Genomic DNA, 20,425 nt, shown 5'->3' with positions numbered 1-20,425 from the left:
TCACCGCGTGACCCACCGCGCGCACTTCGGCCTGCTGGGCCGCCGACGCGAGGTGCGCGTCGTCCGCTTCCACGCCGACGACGCCACCGACCTCGTACGGCAGCTCACCGCGGCCCGGGAGCTCACGCGGGCGTGAAACGGACCTTCGTGGTCCCCGGGTCCGCCTCGGCCAGCCGCACCGGCAGCCGCTCGCCCAGCGGAAGCGGGGCGGTCGCCTCGATCCGGCCTATGACGGCGGGCTGCTGCAACAGCACCTTCCCCACGGTCGGCCGGCGCGCGTCGACCTCCACCACGCACCCGTCGAAGACCTCCCCTACCCGGTCCTTGAGCAGGGCCGCCTCGACGATGTCGACGCACTCCCGCTCCACCGTGCCCGAGCGGCGCGCCCCCTCGGCCATCTGCTTCGGGAGCGTGTCCAGCGCCATCAGCACCCAGTCGGGCGGCTCCTCGCCGGCTGCCGCGGCCAGGCACAGCTCCGAGGCGTAGCGGTCGGCCAGGCGGCGCAGGGGCGCGGTGCAGTGGGCGTAGGGGGCGGCGACGGCCGCGTGGGTGGTGTTCGGGGGGAGGACACCGTCCCGGAAGACGGTGTAGCCGGCGCCGCGCAGCAGCGTGGTGCACTCCTGGAGGAAGGCCGCGTGCCGGGGGCGGCGCGGGTTCAGGGAGCGGATCAGCGCGGCGTACGAGACGTGGTGCGGCCACTCGATGCGCAGCGCGTGCGCGGTACGGCGCAGGCGGGCGACCGCGCCGTCGGGGGCGGTCGGGAGGGTGCGCAGCACGCCGGTGCCGTAGGCGAGCATCAGGTCGGCGGCGGCCATGCCGGTGAGCAGGGAGATCTGGGCGTTCCAGGCGTCGGCGGGCAGCGGGGCGCGGTAGGTCAGCTCGTAGGTGTGGTCGTACTCGACGATCTCCTGCTCGGGCACGTTGAGGGAGATGCCGCCGCGCTCCACCTCCAGGCGTTCGCGGGCCTCGCCGATCTCCCTGAGCAGGGCGACGGGCTCCTCGGCGGTGCCCTCGTCGATCCGTTTCTGCACGCCCGCGTAGTCGAGCTTGGCCCGGCTGCGGACGAGGGCCCGGCGGACGTCGGCGGCGACGGTCCGGCCGTCCCCGTCGAGGTCGATGGTCCACAGGACGGCCGGGGCGGTCTGGCCGGGCAGCAGGCTGGCCGCGCCCTCGCTGAGCACCGTCGGGTGCAGGGGGACCTTCTGGTCCGGGAAGTAGAGCGTGGTCACGCGGTGGTGCGCCTCGGAGTCCAGTGCGCCGCCGGGGACGACGAAGGCGGCGACGTCGGCGATGGCGTACCGGACGCGGTAGCCGCCGTCGTGCCGGGACAGGTGCATCGCCTGGTCGAGGTCCTCGGCGGTGGGCGGGTCGACCGTGAAGAAGGGGATGTCGGTCGCGTCGTGGCCGGGCACGGCCGGGAACCTGGCGGTGCTCTCGGCCTCCGCGAGGACCTCGGACCGGAAGGTCTCGGGGACGCCGAGCTCGGCCCGGAGCGCGGCGAGCGCGGCCCGGAGGGGAGCCTCGGGGGCACCCTTGACACGGATGTGGCGGCTGGGCATACGACGAGCGTAGTCACATCGCACCGCTCCGGCGCTCTACGCTGGCGCGAAGCGTTGATGATGAACGTCGGTTGATGACGGACGGCGGTTGATGACGAGCGCCGTCGGTGAAGAGGAGTACCTGTGCTGGTCCTGCTGCCGCCCTCGGAGGGCAAGGCGTCCTCGGGCCGTGGTGCCCCGCTGAAGCCGGAGTCGCTGTCCCTGCCGGGGCTCGCGGCGGCGCGCGAGGCGGTGCTCGCCGAACTGGCCGACCTGTGTGCGGGCGACGAGGAGAAGGCGCGCGGGGTGCTCGGGCTGAGCGAGGGGCTGCGCGGCGAGGTCGCGAAGAACGCGGGGCTGCGGACGGCGGGCGCGCGGCCGGCCGGGGAGATCTACACCGGGGTGCTGTACGACGCCCTGGACCTGGCCTCCCTGGACGCGGCGGCGAAGCGGCGGGCCGCGCGGTCGCTGCTGGTCTTCTCGGGGCTGTGGGGCGCGGTCCGGGTGACGGACCGGATCCCGTCGTACCGCTGCTCGATGGGGGTGAAGCTGCCGGGTCTTGGCGCGCTGGGCACGCACTGGCGCGGGCCGATGGCCGAGGTGCTGCCGGAGGCGGCCGGGACGGGGCTGGTGCTGGACCTGCGGTCGGCGGCGTACGCGGCGGCGTGGAAGCCGAAGGGCGAGGTGGCCGGGCGGACGGCGACCGTGCGGGTGCTGCACGCGCCGACGCGGAAGGTGGTCAGCCACTTCAACAAGGCGACGAAGGGGCGGATGGTACGGAGTCTGCTGGCCGCCGGGATCGCGCCGGCCGGTCCGGCCGAGCTGGTGGAGGCGTTGCGGGAGCTGGGGTACGAGGTGGAGGCGGAGGCGCCCGCGAGGGCGGGGCAGCCGTGGGCGTTGGACGTGCTGGTGACAGAGGTCCACTGAGACGCCCGTTCGGGCCCGCGCCCGTCCAGTCCCGCACGCGTCCAGTCCGCACTCGTCAGTCTCGTTGCAACATGCGCAATGCCCTTTGCGTGCTCTGCATCGCGTCGGCAGGATGTTCGGCATGCCCACCTCCGTGCTGGATCTCGCGCCCGTCGTGCCCGTCGTCGTGATCGAGGACGCCGCCGATGCCGTGCCGATGGCGCGGGCGCTGGTGGACGGCGGGCTGCCCGTCATCGAGGTGACGCTGCGGACGCCGGCCGCGCTCGACGCGATCCGGGCCGTCGCCGCCGCGGTGCCGGACGCGGTGGTCGGCGCGGGTACGGTCCTCACGCCCGCGCAGGTGACGGAGTGCGTGGCGGCCGGGGCGCGGTTCCTGGTCAGCCCCGGGTGGACGGACGGGCTGCTGGCGGCGATGGCCGCGTCCGGGGTGCCGTACCTGCCGGGGGTGTCGACCGCCTCGGAGGTGGTGGCGCTGCTCGAACGCGGCGTGCGGGAGATGAAGTTCTTCCCGGCGCAGGCCGCGGGCGGCACGGCCTACCTCAGGTCGCTCGCCGGTCCGCTGCCGCGGGCCCGCTTCTGCCCCACCGGGGGGATCGGCCCGGACAACGCGCCGGAGTACCTCGCCCTGCCCAACGTCGGCTGCGTCGGCGGCACCTGGATGGTCCCGGCGGACGCGGTCGCCGCCGGGGACTGGGACCGGGTCCGGGAACTGGCCCGGGCCGCGGCGGGGCTCGGGTCGGGGTCGGGGTCGGGGTCCTAGCCCGGGTTCAGGTCCGGGCCCGGGGTCAGGGACGCAGGTGGGACGTGTCGTTGAAGAGCCGTACGCTCGCGTTGCCGTCCGCGTAGTACGCCACCGCCGACAGCGAGGCCGCCGACAGTTCCATCCGGAACAGGGACTGGAGCGGGGCGCCGAGGGCGAGTTGCACGAACGTCTTGATCGGCGTGACGTGCGTGACGAGCAGGACCGTGCGGCCCGCGTAGGCCGCGATCAGCTTGTCGCGGGTGGCCGCGATGCGCGCCGCCGTCTCGGCGAAGCTCTCGCCGCCGCCGGTGGGGTGGGCCGACGGGTCGGCCAGCCAGGTCGTCAGGTCGTCGGGATGGCGCTCGCGGACCTCGCCGAAGGTGAGGCCCTCCCAGGCGCCGAAGTCCGTCTCCTTGATCCCCTCCTCGATCGTCACGCCGAGGCCGAGGCGCTCGGCGACGGCCGCGGCGGTCTGCCGGGTGCGGGTGAGGGGGGAGGCGAGGATCGTCTCGATCGTGCCGCGGCGGGCGAGGGCCTCGGCGGCGCGCTGCGCTTGCTCCAGGCCGACGGGGGAGAGTTCCGGGTCGGTGCCGCCGCTGCCGGAGAAGCGTTTCTGGGGGGTGAGCGGGGTTTCGCCGTGGCGGAGGAGGACGAAGGTGGCGGGGGCGCCCATGTCCGGCGACGAGGCCCAGCCGACGGTGGGCTTGGGTACGGGCGCTGTCGCTACGTTGCGCGCGGCGCGGGAGTCGGCGCGGGGCGTCTCGGCAGTCGTCACAGTGCCGGTGCGTGGGGGCTGGTCGCGCAGTTCCCCGCGCCCCTTTCGGGACGCCGCCAGGTCCGCCGTCGACGCCGCGGCCGACCACTGCTCGCCCCGCTTGCCCGCGTCCATCGCCTCGTTCGCCAGGCGGTCGGCGTGTTTGTTCTCGGCGCGGGGGATCCACTCGTAGGTGACCCGGTCCGCGGGGAAGACGCGGCCCGCCTCCGTCGCGAGCGGCTTCATGTCGGGGTGCTTGATCTTCCAGCGGCCCGACATCTGCTCGACGACCAGCTTGGAGTCCATGCGGACGTGGACCGTGGCGGTCGGGTCCAGGTCGTGGGCGGCGCGCAGGCCCGCGAGGAGGCCGCGGTACTCGGCGACGTTGTTGGAGACGACGCCGAGGTACTCGGCGGCCTCCGTCAGCGTCTCGCCGGTCGCCGCGTCGACGACCACCGCGCCGTATCCGGCGGGTCCCGGGTTGCCCCGGGATCCGCCGTCCGCCTCGACGATGAACTCCCTTGCCACGTACGCCCCTTAAGTGTTCCTAGAGACCCGACTCGGACGTGCGTACCAGGATGCGGCGGCAGTTCTCGCAGCGGACCACGGTGTCCGGCGCGGCCTTGCGGATCTCGGCCAGCTCGGTGATGGCGAGCTCCTGGCGGCAGCCCTGGCAGGTGCGGGCGTAGAGCTTGGCCGCGCCGATGCCGCCCTGCTGCTCGCGCAGCTTGTCGTAGAGCTTGAGCAGGTCGGCCGGGACCGAGCCCGCGATGACCTCGCGCTCCTTCGTGACCGTCGCCGCCTCGCCGTCGATGCCCTCGAAGGACGCGTCCCGGCGGGCGGTGGCCTCGTCGATCCGGCCCTGGACCGCGCCGACCCGCTCGGTCAGCTCGGCGACCCGCTCCTGCGCGGACTCGCGGCGCTCCATGACCTCCAGGACGACGTCCTCCAGGTCGCCCTGGCGCTTGGCGAGGGAGACGATCTCCTTCTGGAGGTTCTCCAGGTCCTTGGGGGAGGTGACCGCGCCGGAGTCCAGGCGCTGCTGGTCGCGGGCGGCGCGCTGGCGCACCTGGTCCACGTCCTGCTCGGCCTTGGTCTGCTCGCGGGCGGTGTCGCTCTCCTCGGTCTGCGCGGCCACGAGCAGGTCGCGCAGCTGGGTGAGGTCCTTGGTCAGCGACTCGATCTCGGCGTGCTCGGGCAGCGACTTCCGCTTGTGCGCCAGCTGCTGGAGGCGTACGTCCAGGGCCTGGACGTCGAGGAGTCGGATCTGGTCGGCGGGCGCTGCGTTCAGTTGGGGGCTCCAAGGGACGGTGAGTGGCTGGTCCAGGGGTCGGTGACCGTCTTGGAGACGTGCACGCGCAGGTCCCAGCCGTGGCGGTCGGAGATTTCGTCGAGCTGGGTCGCGGCCAGCTCGCACCAGGGCCATTCGGTGGCCCAGTGCGCCGCGTCGAGCAGCGCGAGGGGGCTGTGGGCGACCGCTTCCGACGCCGGGTGGTGGCGCAGGTCGGCGGTGAGGAAGGCGTCGACCCCGGCGGCGCGTACGACGTCGAAGAGGCTGTCGCCGGAGCCGCCGCTGACGGCGACCGTACGGACGAGGGCCCCGGGGTCGCCGGCGACGCGGATGCCCTGCGCGGTGGCGGGGAGGCGGGCGGCGGCCCGGTCGGCGAGCTCGCGGACGGTCACCGGGTGGTCCAGCTCGCAGACGCGGCCGAGGCCCCGGCGGCCTTCCGGGTCCGTCGGGTCCGGCACGAGGGGCCGTACGACCCGCAGGTCCAGGGCGCCCGCGAGCGCGTCGGAGACGCCCGGGTCGGCGGTGTCGGCGTTGGTGTGGGCGACGTGCAGCGCGATGTCGTTCTTGATGAGCGTGTGGACGACGCGGCCCTTGAAGTGGGTCGCCGCGACCGTCGTCGTACCGCGCAGGTAGAGCGGGTGGTGGGTGACGAGCAGGTCGGCGCCGAGCTTCACGGCCTCGTCGACGATGTCGTGGACCGGGTCGACGGCGAAGAGGACCCGCGTGACCTCCTGGCCGGGGTCGCCCACGACCGTACCGACCGCGTCCCAGGACTCGGCCCGCTCGGCGGGCCACAGGTTGTCCAGCGCGGCGATGACTTCTGACAGACGGGGCACGGGGAAAAGGCTACCTGCCTGTTCCGCGGGGCCGTACCTGCTCGCCCACGGGAGGCGACGCGCAGCACACCCGTCCCCGTTTCCTCAGGCGAATCGCCGAGTGTGCACCCGTATGTGTGAAGCCGCCGTCAGCCGGTGCCCCACCTGTGCGTGCGAAAACTAGCTTCGTGGCCGGAGGTGACCGAACGATGACGGCCTGTGCGATCGAACCCTCGGCAGCGGACGAGGAAGACAGCGCGCCGGGGGCGGGCTGCACCATCACGGTGGACGGGGCGTACGCGGCCCGGCTGGCCCAGCAGGATGGTTCCTGCTACCCGGAGCGGTGGACCCTGGACGGCCCCGAGCCGTACGCCGTGCCGCTCCCCGGCAACCAGCCGGAGGAGCCGGGCACGGAGGTGGAGCCGCTGGGCGACGGGCGGGTGCTCATCCACCGCCTGGTGGACGGGCGGCACCACTTCGCCCTCCTCTATCCGACCGGTCCCGGCACCGGTGAGCTGCCGCTGGGCGCGGTGGAGTGCCCGGACGAGGGCGCCTCGCTGCGGCTGCTGCCGCCGGCGCCGGGGGGTGCGCACGCGTACGCGCTCGCCGTGGGGCCGCGTTCGTCCGCCGTCTGGCTGGTGGCGGGCGGGGCGTTCGGGCCGGAGCAGCTCGCGGTGGTGCCGGGGCGGTGTGCGGGCGGGGTCTGGCTGGACCGGGCCGGGCGGATGCTGGCCCTGGACCGGGAGCTGGGCGGGCGGACCAAGGCGGTCGTGGTCGACCTGGAGCGCGGCGGGGAGGTGTCGCCGCTGCTGCAGATCGCGGCGGACAGCGACGACCGGCTGCTGCTCGCCGACCCGGACAGCGGGCTGATCCTGGTCGGCTCGGACGCGCCCAGCCCCGGGCAGGAACGGTTGGGCTGGGGCGTCCTCGGCAGCACGCTGCCGGTGCGCTTCCCGGAGAGCCTGCGGGTGCCGGAGTGCCCGGACTGCGTGGTGACGCCGTTCGCCGCCCAGCCGGGGCAGGTCCTGGTGCCGGAGAGCTGCGGGGTGGCGCTGCGGATCGACGGTCCGCTCGGCAGCTGGGTGGGGGCCTGGCGGCCGAGATCGCGCAGGATGTGTCATCTCCCGGCGCCCGAGGGGTGGTTGACGGGCGCCGGGGTGTGGACGCAGGACGGGGTGCTGCGCCTGCCGTATGCCACGGGGGAGGTCCCGTGCGGCGTGGCGGCGGTGGCGGTGCCCTGGGGGGAGACGGGGGAACACGGGGGGCCGGGGGACGCGGGCCCGGGGGATCCGGTTCGGGACGGCACGGCTGCCGGGGCGTCGGGTACGCCCGGGGAGCCGGCGGAACCGGATCCTCCGGGACCTGTCGTGGCCCGCCCGGTGCCGCTCCAACAGGCGCCGCTTGCACGGCTTGTAACGAACTAGCAGCAGTCGGCGTGCCCGCCTGGATTCGCCCCGTGGTGGGCCCGTTAGACTCGCCGCGCTGTAAGAAAGATCATGTTGACGGGGTGAATTCTTCCGATGAACGACGCCAGCACGTACCAGCAGCTGTCCGCCGAGGCCCAGGAGACGGACGGCCACGGCAAGCACCGTGGTCACGTCTCGGCCCAGGACGGCGAGACGGCCCCGAGCGGCCGGCACCGCAAGCCGGAGCCGGCCGAGGCTGGGGCCCGACGGTAGGCAGTAGGTAAGTGGAGGGGCCCACCGGGTGACCGGTGGGCCCCTTTCCCGTTTTTCCGTGCCGGGGCCGGGTTCACAGACGCACGATCACCAGGGCGGTGTCGTCGGTGGCGTCACCGGGTGGGAGCAGGTCGGCGAGCACGGCGTCGGCGAGGGCTTCGCACAGGGCGGCGCGGTGGCGGGCCAGGGAGTCGGCGAGCCGGGCTAGGCCCTTGTCGATGTCCTCGCCGCGGCGTTCGATCAGGCCGTCGGTGTAGAGCACGAGGACGGCGTCCTCCCGGAAGGACGCGACGGCCTGGGTCCGAGGGCCGTGCTGGGGGCGGGCGGCCAGCGGCGGGTCGGTGGCCCGGTCCAGGAACTCGACGGTCCCGTCCGGCTGGAGCAGTGCCGGTGGAGGGTGGCCGGCGCTGCTGTAGGTGATGGTGCCGCTCTCCCAGTCGACGAATGCCGTGGCCACGGTGGTGTTCTCGGCGCCGTCGACGGTGCGGGCGTACTGCCCGAGGACCTCCAGGGCGCGGGCCGGGCCTTCGGGGACGAGGGAGGCGGCGGTGAGGGCACTGCGCAGTTGCCCCATGACACCGGCCGCGGGCAGACCGTGGCCGACGACGTCACCGACGGCCACGGCGATGCGGTCGCCGGGCAGGTCGACCAGGTCGTACCAGTCTCCTGCCACGTTGAGGGCCTCGGCGGCGGGCCGGTAGCGGACGGCCGCCGGGTGCCGGCCGACCTGGCGTGGGGCGGGCAGCATGGCTTCCTGCAGGGTCAGCGCGACCTCACGGGCGCGGATGAGTTCGGTGACGTCCTCCAGCCGGTGCAGCAGCAGCGTCACCTGCCCGTCGTCCCCGAACACGGGAATGTCGGTCACGTTGAAGTACCGCTCGCGCCACACCCCGGGCCGGTCGGGGTCCTCCGTGTCGAAGCGCTGCAGCGCCACCACACTGCACTCGCCGGTCTCCGCCGCCCGCCGCAGGGACGCCAGCACCCTGAGCAGGAGAGGCTCGGCGGACTCGTTCTCGATGTTGTCCTCGGGCAGGAAGCGCCCGATCATCTGCTCACGGGACAGACCCCGCAGGCGCTCGAACTCCGCGTTGACGTCGGCGAAGATCAGCTGCGGGGTCACCAGCGCCGCGGCCCCGGGAAGGGCCTGGAACACCGCCGCGTAGTCGACCGCCGGTCCAGCCATGATCTTCCTTGCTCACCCCGCTGCTCGCCGTCATTTCACGCGAGGTCTTTTCACCCTACGAGGTCTTCTCACGATACGAGGTCTTCTCACGATACGAGCAGGTGGTGGTGGCTCGCACCACGAGACCGCGGCACTTCCCACGGCGGCCGGCCGGTGTCACCCGTGCTTCAGTCCCAGCACCTCCGCCGCCGCGAACGTCTCCCCCGCCGGCCGCTCCGCGTAGTGCGGGGTGAGGACGGCGTCGAGTTCGGCGTAGTCGAAGGTGTCCTGCTTGCTGTCGAACTTGGCCTGGACGCGCGGTCGTTCCAAGATCGCGAGCATGCCGCCGTGGACGACGAGCAACTGGCCGTTGACGCGTTCGGCGGCCGGGGAGGCCAGGTAGCCGACGAGGGGGGCGACGTGTTCGGGGGCGAGCGGGTCGAGGCCCTCGGCGGGCTGTTCGAAGCCGGCGAAGACGTCCTCGGTCATCCGGGTGCGGGCGCGCGGGCAGATCGCGTTGGCGGTGACGCCGTACTTGGCGAGGGCGAGCGCCGTGGAGGTGGTCAGGCCGACGATGCCGCCTTTCGCGGCGGCGTAGTTGGGCTGGCCCGCGGAACCGGCGAGGAAGGCCTCGGAGGAGGTGTTCACGATCCGGCCGTAGACCTTCGCGCCGCCCGCCGCCTTGGAGCGGTCCCGCCAGTGCGCGGCGGCGAAGTGGGTGGTGTTGAAGTGGCCCTTGAGGTGGACCCTGATCACCGAGTCCCACTCGTCCTCGGTCATGGAGAAGACCATGCGATCGCGCAGGATGCCGGCGTTGTTGACGAGGATGTCCAGTTTTCCGTAATGGGTTGTCGCGAGGGTGAGAAGGTCTCGCGCCTGCGAGAAGTCGGCGATGTCGCCGGTGTGGGCGACGGCCTGGCCGCCCGCCGCGCGGATCTCCTCGGCGACCTGCTCGGCGGGGGCCGCGGAGGCCGCCCCCGAGCCGTCCCGGCCCGGCTGGCCGAAGTCGTTGACGACGACGGCCGCGCCCAGCCGGGCCAGTTCGAGCGCCTCGGCCCGGCCGAGACCCCGGCCGGCCCCCGTGACGACGGCGGCCAGCCCTGCCAGCGGACTCTCCTGCATACGGCGGCCCCTCAGATCTCTATGCAGGTGCGCAGGGCGGTGCCCGTGCGCATCTGGTCCAGGGCCTCGTTGATGTCGGCCAGCGGTACCCGGTGGGTGATCAGGCCCTCCAGGTCGATCCGGCCCGCCCGCCACAGGGCGATCGTCCGCTCGTAGGAGCGAACCACGTCGCCGCCGCCGTACATGGACGGCAGGATCCGCTTCTCGTCGAAGAACAGCTCGAACATGTTGAGCTGGAGGAAGTCGTCCATGGCGCCCGCGCCGACGACCACGAGGGTGCCGCCGCGCCGGGTGTTCTCGTACGCGGTCCGGGCGGTGGCGGACCTGCCGACGACCTCGAAGACGTAGTCGAAGCCCTCGCCGGCGGTGACCTCCTGCTTGGCGCCGGGGAGTTCGTCGGGCGGGACCGCCCGCGTCGCCCCGAACCTGAGCGCCGACTCGCGCCGCGACGCGACCGGGTCGACGGCGACGATCTCGGCCGCGCCCTTGAGCCGCGCCCCCTGGATCGCCGAGATCCCGACGCCTCCGCAGCCGATCACGGCGACCGAGGAACCGGCCTCCAGGTCGGCCGTGTTGAGGGCGGCGCCGAGCCCGGTGGTGACTCCGCAGCCGATCAGCGCGGCGATGTCGAAGGGCACGTCGTCCGGGATCGGCACCGCGCACCCGGCGTCGACCACGACCTCCTCGGTGAAGGTGCCGGTGCCCGCGAAGCCGAAGACGTCGCCGGTGGGGCGCCTGAAGTTGGGGGTGCCGGCGTTCATGAACCCGGCCAGGCACAGCTCGGTCTGCCCGCGCCTGCACGCCGGACACGCGCCGCAGGCCGGCAGCCAGCAGACGACCACCCGGTCGCCGGGCTTCACCCGGGTGACGCCCTCCCCCACCTCCAGGACCTCGCCCGCGCCCTCGTGGCCCGGCACGAACGGTCCCGGCTGCGGCAGCACCCCGCTCATCGCCGACAGGTCCGAGTGGCACAGCCCCGTGGCGCGCACCCGGATCCGCACCCTGCCGGGCCCGAATCCCACCGCCTCGACGTCGTCGAGGACGTCCAGCTTCTCCTGGCCGATCTCGTGCAGTACGGCTGCGCGCATGGTGCGGCTCCCCTCAACTGCTCAGCTGTTCAACTGATCAAGCGTGTTCGACTGATCAAGAGTGTTCGACGATCGTGTCGGCGAGGACGGGCGCGTCCTCCCGCTCCACGGCACCGACGGCGACCCGGATCCGCCCGTCGCCCCGCCACATGCGGATCCGGAGGGTCTCCCCCGGGTACACCACCCCGGCGAACCGCGTCGTGTACGACCGCACCCGGCTCACGTCCCCGCCGAGCTGCGTGTCCACGACCGCCTTCAGCGTCATGCCGTAGGTGCACAGCCCGTGCAGGATGGGCCGGTCGAAGCCGGCGAGCTTGGCGAACTCGGGGTCGGCGTGCAGCGGGTTGTAGTCGCCGGAGAGGCGGTACAGCAGGGCCTGGTCCTCGCGGACCGGGCGCTCGACGGTCCGGTCGGGCTCGCCGTCCGGCGGGTCGAGCCGGGTCGAGGGGCCGCGGTCGCCGCCCCAGCCGCCCTCCCCCCGTACGAAGATCTGCGCGTCGTTGGTCCACAGCGGGCCGTCGGCGTCCGCGACCTCGGTGCGCATCACCAGGACGGCCGCCTTGCCCTTGTCGTACACCGCGGCGATGCGGCCCGTGGCGGTGGCGGTGCCGGCGGCCGGGATCGGGCGGTGGATCTCCAGCCGCTGGCCGCCGTGCAGCACCTTGGCGAGGTCGACGTCGATGCCGGGCATGGACAGTCCGCTGATCACCCCGGGCGAGCCGGCGCCCGCGACGGTGGCGAAGCTGGGCAGCACGTGCAGCCGGGTCTCCAGGGTGTAGCGCAGTTCGTCGGGGTCGGTGGCGGGGCGGCCCGCGCCGATGCCGAGGTGGTAGAGCTGGACGTCCCGGCGCTCCCAGTGGATCTCCCCGGACCGGGGTTCGGCGGCGAGGGCCTTGGCGGCGTCGATGGGCATACGGCTCCTGAGGTGTCTCAAGACCTCGGCACGGCCGTCCGCACCGTCGGCCGCACCGAGGTCGTCCACGGGTGCAGATCTAGAACGCGTTCCATTCCAGCGCACCTTGTATAGCCCAGCGCTCCGCACTTGTGAAGGCTCCTGACGTCGCGTCAGATGCGGCTGCGCCGGACCATGACATTTGTCCTGCCCACGGCCGTACATCCGCCTCTGCCGAACCGGCGCCGCCTTTCGTAGGGTCGTACCGCCGGACAGTACGCCCGGACGGAACAAGCCGGGCGCAACAGGCCGGACGCAACAGGCCGGACGCAACAGAGCGGACAGAACACAGCGGATCGGATCCGTACAGATCGGGGGACGAGTGACATGGCGTGGCGGCAGCAGGTGAAGTGCCAGGTGGACGGGTGGCGGACGGCGCGCGCCCAGTGGCGGGAGGACATGGCCCGCTTCAAGGAACAGCAGAAGGCCGCCCGGAAGAACGGTGAGACGCCCGAGCACGCGGGGCCGCCGCCCTCCGGGTTCGCCCTGCTCCCGTGGCTGCTGATGGGGCTGGGCTCCTTCTCCAACCTGCTCCAGGGCAGGACGGCGAATCCGTGGATCGGCGGGATCGGCCTGCTGGCCTTCAACTCCCTCTACATCTACGTGACCTTCCGCTCCTTCCGCAAAGAGGCCCGGGAGGCCGTCTCCACCCGGGTCGCCCTGCTGCTGATGGGTCTGCTGACCACCGGCCTGGCCCTCGGCTACGGCGGCAGCTGGCTGATGTTCTTCCCGCTGCTGGGCCTCGCCGCCGGCGCGGCGCTGCGCGGGCCCTGGCTGGGCCGGACCGGGATCCTGCTGGCCTGCTTCGCGGGCGCGGTCTCCTGGTACCGGGACGGCTCCGACGCCATCACCATCGCCTACGGCACCTTCCTGTCGACGATGATCACCGCCGCGATCCTCTCCCTCTCCGAGGCCGTCCGCGAGTTGCGCGCCGCCCGCGAGGAGCTGGCCCGGCGGGCGGTGGAGAAGGAGCGGCTGCGCTTCTCCCGGGATCTGCACGACCTGCTCGGGCACACCCTCTCGGTGATCGTCGTGAAGTCGGAGGCGGCCCGGCGGGTCGCGCCCCGGGACCTGGACGCGGCACTGACGCAGATCTCCGACATCGAGTCGGTCGGCCGGCAGGCGCTCACCGAGATCCGCGAGGCGGTCACCGGCTACCGGGAGGGCAGCCTGGCCGCCGATCTCGTCCGGGCCCGCTCGGCCCTGACGGCGGCGGGCGTCGAACCGGTGGTCCGGCAGTCGGGGGCCCCGCTCGTCCCGCAGACCGAGACGCTGCTCGGCTGGGTGGTGCGCGAGGCGGTCACCAACGTGGTCCGGCACAGCGGCGCCACGCGCTGCGAGATCACCGTCGACGGCGCCGCCGGACGGGCCCGGCTGACGGTCACCGACGACGGCTCGGGCGCGGTGGCCGCCGAGCCCTGCCCGGAGGGCGTCGGCGGCACCGGCCTGAAGGGGCTGGCCGAGCGCCTCGCGGCGGCGGGCGGCTCCCTCACGGCCGGCCCGGCGCCGCGCGGCGGTTTCACGGTCACCGCGGAACTTCCCACCGAGGCGCTGGAGTTGCTGGCCCCGGTGGCCGCTACGGCGCCCAGGGCGAGCTGACGGCCCAGCTGACGTCGTCGGTCCAGGACGTGGCGCTGTCCCAGGCGTTGGAGCCGCCGTCGCTCGCTATGTAGAGGTTGTAGTTGTAGTGGCGCAGGTATTTCGTCGGGTAGTTGTACGAGGCGAAGGACGTGCCCGTGCCGCTCTTGCCGGTCGTCGGACAGAAGGTCGCGTCCTGTCTGAAGGTGCTGGTGCCGTCCATGGGCTGCCGGTAGATCTTGTAGTTGTAGTGGCGCAGGTAGTCGCCGGGGTAGTTCCGGGACTCGAAGGAGACGCAGGAGCTGCTCGCCAGGCCGGGGCGGACGATCCAGGTGGCGTCGTTCTTGTCGAGGATGGAGCTGCTGGAGGTGATGGCGGACAGCACGCCCGCGTTGTTCTGGTGGCGGACGTAGTCGGTGGTGCAGCAGGACGTGGTGGCCTGGAGGGAGATCTCCGAGGCCGAGTTGAGGGTGCCGGTGGAACCGGTCGCGCCGCCGTAGCCGACGGAGACGATGTCGGACTGGACGGCGTCGTCGGCGGCGTCGGTCGGGATGCCGGAGGTCATCACGCCCTCGAAGAACGAGCCGATGGAGCCGTTGCTGTTGTCGCCGCCGGTACCGAGGACGATCGCGCCCTCCTGGTGCATCGGCGAGTAACCGCTGCTGGTGCTGGGCTCACTGCCGGAATAGGTGGTGGTGAGACCGCCCGATTGCGCGTTTCCCCATTTCAGTGCGAAATGGTCCTGCCCGTTGTTCTTCAGCAACGCGGTGACGAACGGTATCGCACCGGTGCCCGTGTTGGAGGAGTTGGTGCTGTAGCCGAGGTTGGACTCGAACAGCCCGTTCTCCAGGTCCGCCTGGACCCAGGGTCCTGAGCCGTAGCAGGGCGCGAACCAGCACTCGGTGCCGAAGTTGATGGCGTCCATGTGGCCGTTGCCGGTGTCCTTGTTGTTGGTCTCGGCGTTGCCGTAGTCGAAGCAGCAGCTGCCGTTCACATGGGTGCCGGAGGTGACCATGTACATCCCCTCGGCGGCGCCGTTGGTGGCGACCCCCGAGGTGGAGTTGTCCCGGTAGCCCATGCCGGCCGAGATCTCCAGGCCGTAGACCTGGTGCCCGCCGACGGTCACCGGCAGCGCGTCCGCCGGGGCGCCGACGTCGGCCGCGCCGGCCCCGCCCGCGCCCTCGACGGTGAGGTCATTGTGCCTGCTGGACTGGTCGTAGATCTTGGTGATGATGCAGGTCGTACCGGCGCAGAAGGAGTTCTGCGCGGCGGCGTTGGCGTAGCCGCCGGTGGCCAGCAGGCCGATGTCGGCCGTGGCGCTGTCCGAGGCGCGCTGCACCTGGTAGAGGGAGCCGCCGTACGAGGAGTACAGCGCGCGGGCCATGCTGTGCGCGGCGACGCACGGGGTGCTGGCGGCGGCGTAGACGTCACAGGGCAGCGAACTCGCGGCGGACGCCTCGGGGGTGCCGGCCCCGACGACGAGGGCGGCGACGGTCACGAACGCGGCGAGCACGGACAGGACGGCTCTGCGGACGCGCGGCGGACAGGAGCGCAGGGCTCGTACAGGCACTGAGAACACGGTGCACCTCTTCTTGGTTCCTCGTAGGGCGGTGCGGGTTCCTGGCGTCCGGTATCCCGAACGGCGTTCGACCGAAATACCGAACCTATTCAGCTGTCGAAATACCGACCATTCGCCGGCCGTTCGGGGAATTGCAGAGGTGATTGTTTGAGCACGGTCAACCGGCGTCAAGCCCTGCGGCGCGGAACAATGGCTATTCTTTAATTGCCGGGCCCGAGGCTACGCTTGGGCTGTGTACGAGCCTGCGAACGAGATGCCCCGGGACCACCGGCCCGCCAAGTCCATCCGGGTGCTCCTCGCCGAGGACCAGGGGATGATGCGCGGCGCTCTCGCCTTACTGCTCGGGATGGAGCCGGACATCGAGGTCGTCGCCCAGGTCGGGACGGGCGACGCGATCGTGGATGCCGCGCTCGTCCACCGGCCCGACGTGGCCCTCCTCGACATCGAACTGCCGGGCATGAGCGGCCTGGACGCGGCGGCGGAGCTGCGTGAGCAGGCGCCGGACTGCCGGGTGCTGATCCTCACCACCTTCGGCCGGCCCGGCTATCTGCGCCGGGCGATGGAGGCAGGGGCGGCCGGTTTCCTCGTCAAGGACGGGCCGGTCGAGGAACTGGCCCGGGCGATCCGGCGGGTGCTCACCGGGGAGACCGTGGTCGACCCGGCGCTCGCCACCGCCGCGCTCAGCGCCGGGCCGAACCCGCTCACCGCCCGCGAGTGCGACGTGCTGAAGGCGTCGGTGGACGGCGCGACCGTCGCCGACATCGCGGCGAAGCTGCATCTGTCGGAGTCGACGGTCCGCAACTACCTCTCCGCCGCGATCGGCAAGACCGGCACCCGCAACCGGGCGGAGGCGGTACGGGAGGCCCGGCAGCAGGGGTGGCTGTGAGCCGCAGGGGCGCCTGCCGGGCTACTTGACCACCGCCACGGTCTTGCTCCGCGCCCCCTGGGGTCCCAGGCAGAGGAACCAGCTCATCGGGGTTCCCAGGCCGTCGAGGGGCTGGACGGAGATGTTCGTCCCGTCGTCGAAGGTGCACCGGACCTGCTGGGCGGTCCCGGCGGCCATGCCCACCACCAGCCGCTCCGGGGCCTCGGTGTCCTCCTCGGCCAGCGGCACCGCCGCCGACTGCAGGTCGTCGCCGGACAGCTTCTCCCACTGCGCCACCGTGTCGAACATGATCGGCCTCAGGGGGTCGTCGCCGTACCTCAGGGTCACGTAGTGCGACGTCTTGCCGACCATGTCCGCGAGCCGGGGCCGCGCGCCGCCGGGGATGCCGAACTCCCGCATCGCTTCCAGCTGCTGGGCCGCCTCCGTCCTGTTGTGCGGCGCCGCCCAGACGGAGAGCAGGACCTGCCAGCGCTTGCCGTGGTCGTCACCGCTGCCCAGCTCCGAGAACCGGGCCTTCGACGCGTCCCACACCTGGTGCGCCACCTGCGCCCGGTGTTCCCGGGGCAGTCCCGTCACCGCCAGCGTCGCCCCCGCCGATCCGCCCAGCACCGCCACCGCCGTGGCCGCCGCCACCGCCCAGCGCCTGGTCCGGCGCCGAGCGAGGCCAGCGTGAACAGGCCGAGCCCGACCAGGAACATCCGCTTGCGGCCGTGCAGGTCGCCGGCCCGGCCGCCGAGCAGCATGAACCCGGCGAAGGCGAAGGCGTACGCGTTCACCACCCTCCCCCAGAGGGGGGACCCCCAGTAAAAGCTAGGAGCTCAGCGCCAGGTCCGCACGCATCGAGGGGAGCGCCACGTTGACCACGGACACGTCGAGCACGACCAGGAACTGTCCGGCACACGCCAGCGCCACCACCAGCCAGGTGGAGGGTGCGGTACGGCGGGATATGTGCGAGGTGTCCGCGGCTTCGAGCATGGCTGTCATGCTCTCAAGCCGGTTACGGTCCTTGCATCGGCTTTTCGGCGCACCCGGCATCGGTCGTACGCCCTGAGCGCTTAGCCAAAAGCGCCGTGCCGTCGGTCGGCCGCGACACCGTCGTGGCTGGTCGCGCAGTTCCTCGCGCCCCTTTCGGGGCGCAGCCTCAGACCGCCCGCCGGAACAGCGTCACCACCGCCGCCCCGCCCAGTCCGATGTTGTGCGCGAGCCCCACCCGGGCGCCGGGCACCTGCCGGTCGCCGGCGGTGCCGCGCAACTGCCAGACCAGTTCGGCGGTCTGGGCGAGCCCGGTCGCGCCCAGCGGATGCCCCTTGGAGATGAGCCCGCCGGAGGGGTTCACCACCCAGCGCCCGCCGTACGTCGTGGCGCCGGACTCGACGAGCTTGCCCGACTCGCCGACGGCGCACATGCCGAGCGCCTCGTAGGTCAGCAGTTCGTTGACGGAGAAGCAGTCGTGGAGTTCGACGACGTCGACGTCCTCGATGCCGAGTCCGGAGCGGTCGTACACCTGCCGGGCCGCGGCCCGTGACATGGGCTGTCCGACGACGTCGATGCACGAGCCCGACGCGAAGGACTCCTCGGTGTCGGTCGTCATCGCCTGCGCGACGATCTCGACAAGACCGGTGAGGCCGCGCCGTTCGGCGAACCGTTCGGAGACGACGACGGCCGCCGCCGCGCCGTCGGAGGTGGGCGAGCACTGGAGTTTGGTGAGCGGGCGGTGGACGGTGCGGGCGGCGAGGATGCCTGCGACGTCGTACACGTCCTGGAACTGGGCGTACGGGTTGTCCGCGGAGTGCCGGTGGTTCTTGGCGGCCACGGCGGCGAGCTGCGCCTCGGTGGTGCCGTACCGCTCCATGTGCTCGCGGGCCGCGTCGCCGAAGATCTGCGCGGTGGGCGGGGTCATCTCGAAGCCGTGCCGGGCGGCCATGACGCCGTAGTGCCGGGCGACGGGGGACGTCGAGAAGTCGCCGCTGTCGGCGCCGCCGCCCAGCGCGCCCCGCTTCATCTTCTCGAAGCCGAGGGCGAGGACGCAGTCGGCCGCGCCGCCCTCGACCAGTTGGCGGGCGAGCATCAGGGCGGTCGCGCCGGTGGCGCAGTTGTTGTTGACGTTGTAGACGGGGACGCCGGTGAGACCCAGCTCATAGGCGGCCCGCTGACCCGCGGTCGAGGGCTGGAAACAGTAGCCGACGGGAACCTGTTCCACATCGGTGTAGGCGATCCCGGCATCGGCGAGCGCGGAGCCGCCGGCCTCCCGGACCATGTCCCAGTACTGCCAGTCACGACTCTCGGGCTTCTCGAACTTGGTCATTCCGACCCCGGCGACATACGCCTTCACAGCAGCCATGACGCGTGAGATTAGAACACGTTCCACTAACAGGCCAGACCCTGACGGTGGATCAGAAACCCATGGGACGGTCAAGGATTCGTTAGCAGCTCGAAGCAACGGAATAGTTGCCTGTGCATACGAGGTTTACCGAGCACTTATCCCGCACGCATGCCGTACTTCCCGTCACTCTCTCGGCCCGGAGGCCCCACCCCATGACGCACACGACCGACCAGCCCGCCCGGGGCGCGAGCGGGGCCGTGGTCCCGGTCCTCGCCTTCGCGGGCATCGTGGTCGCGGTGATGCAGACCCTGCTCGTTCCGGTCATCAAGGACCTCCCGCAGCTGCTGGGCACCGAACCCAGCAACGCCACCTGGGTCCTGACCTCGACGCTGCTGTCCGGCGCCGTGGCCACCCCCATCATGGGCCGCCTCGGCGACCTCTACGGCAAGCGGCGGATGCTGGTCCTCAGCCTCGCCGTGATGGTGGTCGGCGCGCTGGTCAGCGCGCTCACCAGCGACCTGCTCACCATGATCGTGGGCCGGACCCTCCAGGGCTTCGCCATGGGCGCGATCCCGCTGGGCATCGGCCTGATGCGCGACATGCTGCCGCGCGAGAAGCTCGGCTCGGCGATGGCGCTGATGAGCTCCTCGATCGGCGTCGGCGGCGGCCTCGCGCTGCCCGCCGCGGCCCTGGTCGCGCAGCACATGGACTGGCACGCCCTGTTCTACGGCGCCGCCGGCCTCGGCGTGCTCTCCATAGCCCTGACCCTATTCGTCGTACCGGAATCCCCGATGCGCGCGGAGGGCTCCTTCGACGTGCCCGGCGCGATCGGCCTGTCGGCCGGTCTCGTGCTGCTCCTGCTGCCCATCACCAAGGGCAGCGACTGGGGCTGGTCGTCCGGCACCACGCTGGGCCTGTTCGCCGCCTCGGTGACCGTCCTCCTCCTCTGGGGCCTCTTCGAACTGCGCCACTCCGCCCCGCTGGTCGACCTGCGCACCACGGCCCGCCCGGCGGTGCTCTTCACCAACCTCGCCTCGATCATGGTCGGCGTCAGCTTCTACGTCGTCTCGCTGGTCCTGCCGCAGCTGCTCCAGCTCCCGAAGGCCACCGGCTACGGCCTCGGCCAGTCGATGGTCAGCGCCGGCCTGCTGGTCGCCCCGCTGGGCCTGACGATGATGTTCACGGCGCCCGTCTACGCCCGCCTCTCCGCGAAGTACGGCCCCAAGACCACCCTGATCCTCGGCATGCTGATCATCGGCATCGGCTACGGCGCCGGTCTCGGCCTGATGAGCGCGGCCTGGCAGAGCCTGGTCATCGCGGTCGTCCTCGGCGCGGGCATCGGCCTCGCCTACTCCTCCCTCCCGGCCCTCATCGTCGGCGCGGTCCCGGCCTCGGAGACCGGCGCGGCGAACGGCCTCAACACGCTGATGCGGTCCATCGGCACGTCCGTGTCCAGCGCCGTCATCGGCATGGTGCTGGCCAACACCGCGAACCACGTGGGCGGCGTCGCCATCCCGACCATGCACGGCTTCCGCGTCTCGTTCCTGATCGCCACCGGAGCGGTCGCGGTGGGTCTGGTCCTCGCCCTGCTGCTGCCGAAGCGGAGCCGGCCGGCCGAGGTCGCCCAGCACACGCAGCTGCGGGCGAGCAGCGAGGAGGACGCGGTGCTCGCGGGCGCCGAGGAGGTGCTGCGCGGCTTCCGCGGCCGGGTCCTGGACGCGACGGGCGGGCCGGTGGCCCGCGCCAAGGTGACCCTGATCGACCGGCGCGGGCGGCAGGCGGGGGCCACGCTGTCCGCCGAGGACGGCACGTACGCGCTCGCGGTGCCGGCCGAGGGGGCGTACGTGCTGGCCGCGAAGGCGGCGGGCCACGGCCCGCTGGCCTCGTCGGCGACGCACGCCGGGGACGACCGGGCGGTCGACCTGGACCTCGCGCTGCCCGGGGATACTGTCAGCGCGTGACCCTCCGGGGGCGGCCGCGAGTAGTACG

At 72.5% G+C, this 20,425-nt stretch carries 21 protein-coding genes; 8 read left to right on the top strand and 13 right to left on the bottom strand.

Annotation, left to right across the window (positions count from 1 at the left end):
• Nucleotides 1–7: 7 nt before the first annotated feature.
• On the top strand, nt 8–136 hold the full coding sequence (locus tag ACGF5O_RS01185) for a hypothetical protein (protein WP_393807843.1): 129 nt from the start codon (nt 8–10) through the stop codon (nt 134–136).
• Here ACGF5O_RS01185 and ACGF5O_RS01180 read toward each other — a convergent pair.
• Entirely contained in the window at nt 123–1,559 is a 1,437-nt protein-coding gene (locus tag ACGF5O_RS01180; protein ID WP_393807842.1) for an RNB domain-containing ribonuclease, read from the bottom strand. The two genes, ACGF5O_RS01185 and ACGF5O_RS01180, sit on opposite strands and share 14 nt — an antisense overlap.
• Nucleotides 1,560–1,682: 123 nt before the next feature.
• On the opposite strand from ACGF5O_RS01180, the gene yaaA reads away from it, so the two are divergent.
• Together yaaA and eda are read left to right on the top strand one after the other, a co-directional pair.
• Complete coding sequence (gene yaaA / locus ACGF5O_RS01175; protein ID WP_393807841.1) at nt 1,683–2,465, top strand: peroxide stress protein YaaA; 783 nt, start codon at nt 1,683–1,685, stop codon at nt 2,463–2,465.
• A 121-nt stretch (nt 2,466–2,586) separates the two neighbouring features.
• Complete coding sequence (gene eda, locus ACGF5O_RS01170) at nt 2,587–3,225, top strand: bifunctional 4-hydroxy-2-oxoglutarate aldolase/2-dehydro-3-deoxy-phosphogluconate aldolase (protein ID WP_393807840.1); 639 nt, start codon at nt 2,587–2,589, stop codon at nt 3,223–3,225.
• Between the two features lie 25 nt (nt 3,226–3,250).
• Here the strand turns inward: eda and ACGF5O_RS01165 are convergent, their stop codons facing one another.
• Genes ACGF5O_RS01165 through ACGF5O_RS01155 form a run of 3 tightly spaced genes read right to left on the bottom strand, consistent with a single transcriptional unit; the run spans nt 3,251 to nt 6,088 of the window.
• Entirely contained in the window at nt 3,251–4,489 is a 1,239-nt protein-coding gene (locus ACGF5O_RS01165) for a bifunctional RNase H/acid phosphatase (protein WP_393807839.1), read from the bottom strand.
• Between the two features lie 19 nt (nt 4,490–4,508).
• The gene (locus tag ACGF5O_RS01160) at nt 4,509–5,252 is read right to left on the bottom strand and encodes a zinc ribbon domain-containing protein (RefSeq protein WP_393808385.1); all 744 of its coding nucleotides are present in this window, start codon (nt 5,250–5,252) and stop codon (nt 4,509–4,511) included.
• Nucleotides 5,249–6,088: a Nif3-like dinuclear metal center hexameric protein gene (locus ACGF5O_RS01155; RefSeq protein WP_393807838.1), complete on the bottom strand. Its 840-nt coding sequence runs from the start codon at nt 6,086–6,088 to the stop codon at nt 5,249–5,251. Before ACGF5O_RS01155 ends, ACGF5O_RS01160 begins: the two co-directional genes overlap by 4 nt.
• A 188-nt stretch (nt 6,089–6,276) precedes the next feature.
• On the opposite strand from ACGF5O_RS01155, the gene ACGF5O_RS01150 reads away from it, so the two are divergent.
• Nucleotides 6,277–7,491, top strand: coding sequence for a hypothetical protein (locus tag ACGF5O_RS01150; protein WP_393807837.1), 1,215 nt, complete (start codon nt 6,277–6,279; stop codon nt 7,489–7,491).
• 96 nt (nt 7,492–7,587) lie between these two features.
• The gene (locus ACGF5O_RS01145) at nt 7,588–7,746 is read left to right on the top strand and encodes a hypothetical protein (RefSeq protein WP_393807836.1); all 159 of its coding nucleotides are present in this window, start codon (nt 7,588–7,590) and stop codon (nt 7,744–7,746) included.
• Between the two features lie 73 nt (nt 7,747–7,819).
• Here the strand turns inward: ACGF5O_RS01145 and ACGF5O_RS01140 are convergent, their stop codons facing one another.
• The 4 genes from ACGF5O_RS01140 to ACGF5O_RS01125 form a co-directional block, all read right to left on the bottom strand.
• Nucleotides 7,820–8,929 carry a PP2C family protein-serine/threonine phosphatase gene (locus ACGF5O_RS01140; protein ID WP_393807835.1) on the bottom strand — a complete coding sequence of 370 codons (1,110 nt, stop codon included), beginning with the start codon at nt 8,927–8,929 and terminating at the stop codon, nt 7,820–7,822.
• Nucleotides 8,930–9,085: 156 nt separating this feature from the next.
• Nucleotides 9,086–10,030, bottom strand: coding sequence for a 3-oxoacyl-ACP reductase (locus ACGF5O_RS01135; RefSeq protein WP_393807834.1), 945 nt, complete (start codon nt 10,028–10,030; stop codon nt 9,086–9,088).
• A gap of 11 nt (nt 10,031–10,041) precedes the next feature.
• Nucleotides 10,042–11,118: a Zn-dependent alcohol dehydrogenase gene (locus ACGF5O_RS01130; RefSeq protein ID WP_393807833.1), complete on the bottom strand. Its 1,077-nt coding sequence runs from the start codon at nt 11,116–11,118 to the stop codon at nt 10,042–10,044.
• A 55-nt stretch (nt 11,119–11,173) separates the two neighbouring features.
• Nucleotides 11,174–12,031, bottom strand: a complete 858-nt coding sequence (locus tag ACGF5O_RS01125) for a MaoC/PaaZ C-terminal domain-containing protein (protein ID WP_393807832.1) — start codon at nt 12,029–12,031, stop codon at nt 11,174–11,176.
• A gap of 366 nt (nt 12,032–12,397) precedes the next feature.
• Here ACGF5O_RS01125 and ACGF5O_RS01120 point away from each other — a divergent pair, with 366 nt between their 5' ends.
• Nucleotides 12,398–13,669, top strand: a complete 1,272-nt coding sequence (locus ACGF5O_RS01120) for a sensor histidine kinase (protein WP_393807831.1) — start codon at nt 12,398–12,400, stop codon at nt 13,667–13,669.
• Here ACGF5O_RS01120 and ACGF5O_RS01115 read toward each other — a convergent pair.
• Nucleotides 13,647–15,218, bottom strand: coding sequence for an alpha-L-arabinofuranosidase B (locus ACGF5O_RS01115; protein ID WP_393807830.1), 1,572 nt, complete (start codon nt 15,216–15,218; stop codon nt 13,647–13,649). The two genes, ACGF5O_RS01120 and ACGF5O_RS01115, sit on opposite strands and share 23 nt — an antisense overlap.
• 262 nt (nt 15,219–15,480) lie before the next feature.
• Here ACGF5O_RS01115 and ACGF5O_RS01110 point away from each other — a divergent pair, with 262 nt between their 5' ends.
• Nucleotides 15,481–16,113, top strand: coding sequence for a response regulator transcription factor (locus ACGF5O_RS01110; RefSeq protein WP_351490902.1), 633 nt, complete (start codon nt 15,481–15,483; stop codon nt 16,111–16,113).
• A 21-nt stretch (nt 16,114–16,134) separates the two neighbouring features.
• Here ACGF5O_RS01110 and ACGF5O_RS01105 read toward each other — a convergent pair whose 3' ends face one another.
• The 4 genes from ACGF5O_RS01105 to ACGF5O_RS01090 form a co-directional block, all read right to left on the bottom strand.
• Nucleotides 16,135–16,746 (bottom strand): hypothetical protein, encoded by a 612-nt coding sequence (locus tag ACGF5O_RS01105; protein ID WP_393807829.1) that lies wholly within the window; start codon nt 16,744–16,746, stop codon nt 16,135–16,137.
• A complete protein-coding gene (locus ACGF5O_RS01100) occupies nt 16,686–16,889 on the bottom strand; it encodes a hypothetical protein (protein ID WP_393807828.1) in 204 nt (67 codons plus the stop codon). The genes ACGF5O_RS01105 and ACGF5O_RS01100 overlap by 61 nt, the downstream gene beginning before the upstream one ends.
• Before the next feature lie 34 nt (nt 16,890–16,923).
• A complete protein-coding gene (locus ACGF5O_RS01095) occupies nt 16,924–17,088 on the bottom strand; it encodes a hypothetical protein (protein ID WP_393807827.1) in 165 nt (54 codons plus the stop codon).
• Nucleotides 17,089–17,254: 166 nt separating this feature from the next.
• The gene (locus ACGF5O_RS01090; protein WP_393807826.1) at nt 17,255–18,454 is read right to left on the bottom strand and encodes a lipid-transfer protein; all 1,200 of its coding nucleotides are present in this window, start codon (nt 18,452–18,454) and stop codon (nt 17,255–17,257) included.
• A 194-nt stretch (nt 18,455–18,648) separates the two neighbouring features.
• Here ACGF5O_RS01090 and ACGF5O_RS01085 point away from each other — a divergent pair, with 194 nt between their 5' ends.
• Entirely contained in the window at nt 18,649–20,397 is a 1,749-nt protein-coding gene (locus ACGF5O_RS01085; protein ID WP_393807825.1) for an MFS transporter, read from the top strand.
• The last annotated feature ends 28 nt before the right edge of the window (nt 20,398–20,425 follow it).

The sequence above is a fragment of the Streptomyces sp. NPDC048291 genome (assembly GCF_043201715.1).
Lineage (GTDB): Bacteria > Actinomycetota > Actinomycetes > Streptomycetales > Streptomycetaceae > Streptomyces.
This window is presented reverse-complemented; position numbering and strand designations above follow the sequence as displayed.